Raw genomic sequence first — 2,028 nt, 5'->3', positions numbered from 1 at the left:
GGTGCTGGTGACGGGGCGCCAGGAGGACGAGCTCGTCTTCACTTCAACGGTCACCATGTCCGACCCCACCACCTGACCCACCACTCGCCCCCCTGGCGGCCCGGGTGTCCCGGCGCCGGGGCACCCTCGAAGCCGTACTGGAGACCCCGGCCGGGGTTGCCCGGTCGCTGTCGCGCGCACGTCGGGCGGCGGCGTGGGGAGGGCTCGGGCGGCCTCGCGGCGCCGCCGGGCCGCGTCCGGCCGGGACGCCCGGAAGAAGGGCCGTCCGGTGACGGGAAGGCGGCGCCGCGCGGGCGCCGAGCCGGGCCGCGGGTCCGACACCGAGTCCGCCCGGGGGGCCGCCGGCGGCGGACCGTGCGCCGGGGCCGGGCGGTCGCCACCCGGGGATTCAGAGCCCGGACGCGGCGGGGCCCCACTTCGCGGCGGACTCGGCCAGGGACTCGGCGAGGATGCGCCAGATGTCCGCGGCCAGGTCGATGTTGGCGTCGGCCTGGGCCTGTTCAGCCAGGGCGCGCAGACCTTGGACGCTGCTGTGGTCACCGGAGCGGATGCGCAGCTGGTGGCGCAGGATGTCGAGCCGTGTCCGGTCCCGGTAGGTCATCATGGACTGTGCCTGGGCGAGTTCGCCGAGCAGGAGGCGGGCGTCGTCGTACCGGGCGGTGAGGAAGGCGAGGTCGGCCTTGAGCGCGGTCAGCTCCTGGCGCAGGCCGGGCGTCCCGACGAAGGCGAGCGCCGACTCGGCCGCCGCCGCACACCGCTCGGCGGCCTCGGGGTCCGGGGGTCGCTTCTGCAGGTGCAGCCGGCCGGTCGCGGTCCTGAGCCTGAGCCACAGCACGAGGTCCTCACCGCTGTCGAACTTCTCCAGCGCCTCCTCCAGACGAGCCTGCGCGGCGGCGTGGTCGCCCTGCCGGACCAGCACCGCCGCCGCGGTCCACATCGCCTCGGCCCACACCGCGTCCGACCGGCCCGCGACCAACTCGACCAGCTCGTCCGCGTGGGCCCGGGCGTCGGGTATCCGGCCCGCCTCGGCCTCCACGGAGACCAGGGCCAGCAGCACCGCCGCACGGTCGTCCGCCTCCAGGCGGCCGTCCTCCTGGGCGAGACGGTGAGCGGTCGTCGCGGCGTCGCGGGCGTCGGCGATCTCGCCGAGCGAGCGCAGGCAACGGGCGTACCGGGTCAGCCCGCGCACCCGCAGTGCGGTCAGCCCGACCTGGTCGCCGAGCCGTACCAGCTCCTCCAGGTAGCCGCGTTCGCCGGTGTGGTCGCCCTCGACGCGCCGCTGCCGGGCCAGGTGCCACAGAGCCTGCCAGCGCAGCACCGGCGTCTCGTGCCCCTCGGCGGCGAGGGTCTCGCGGAGGGTTTCGATCGCCACGTCGGAGCCGGTGGAGGTGGCCAGGGTGAGCGCGTGGGCGAGCGAACCGCCCGCGGGTTCCTCGAAGTCCGCCGGTTCCAGGCCGAGCCGTCCGGCGAGGTGGGCGACGGCCCGTTCGGTGGGTTGACGGGCACCGGACTCCAGCCGGGAGAGGTACCCGGTGGACATGCCGTCACCCGTCAGCGCGGTCTGGGACAGCCCGCGCGCCTGGCGCAGTTTCCGGAGACGACGGCCGAAAGCCGGCTGCTGCAGCATGTGACCATCCTTGAGGTCGGGCGGGCGGTGGTGGCCGCGAGGCAGAAGTGGCAAGCCGTCCGAAGCCGCGACGAGCCTAGGGCGCGGGGCAACAGCCGGGCAATGTTTTGCCAGGCGCCCTGGCACGGTCTCGTGCGGACCTCACGTATGTCTCGTGCGCTTCTCGAGCGGCCCCCCGCGCGGTCGGCCGGAGCGTCTCGGCAGACGGAGGAGGCGGCACCGCGGGGCCGGCGTGTCACGGAAGGCCGTGCCGGCACCGGCGAGCGCATTCCCGGCCGCCGGTCCAGCCTCTCGCCCGCCGTGCTTCAGGCCGTGCCGTCCGGCACCGGGTCAGACACCAGCGCCAGGTGCCGGCGCCCTGCCGTACGCCGCTGCGGACGCGGCAGGCGTACCGCCGGAGC

General features: G+C 75.6%; 1 protein-coding gene. It reads right to left on the bottom strand.

Annotated features, from left to right (window positions below):
* Positions 1-388 precede the first annotated feature (388 nt).
* Positions 389-1,627, bottom strand: coding sequence for a helix-turn-helix domain-containing protein (locus tag ACFW2E_RS45855; RefSeq protein WP_384477848.1), 1,239 nt, complete (start codon positions 1,625-1,627; stop codon positions 389-391).
* Between the last annotated feature and the right edge of the window lie 401 nt (positions 1,628-2,028).

Origin of the sequence: Streptomyces sp. NPDC058964, assembly GCF_042741275.1 — a bacterium.
Lineage (GTDB): Bacteria > Actinomycetota > Actinomycetes > Streptomycetales > Streptomycetaceae > Streptomyces.
This window is presented reverse-complemented; position numbering and strand designations above follow the sequence as displayed.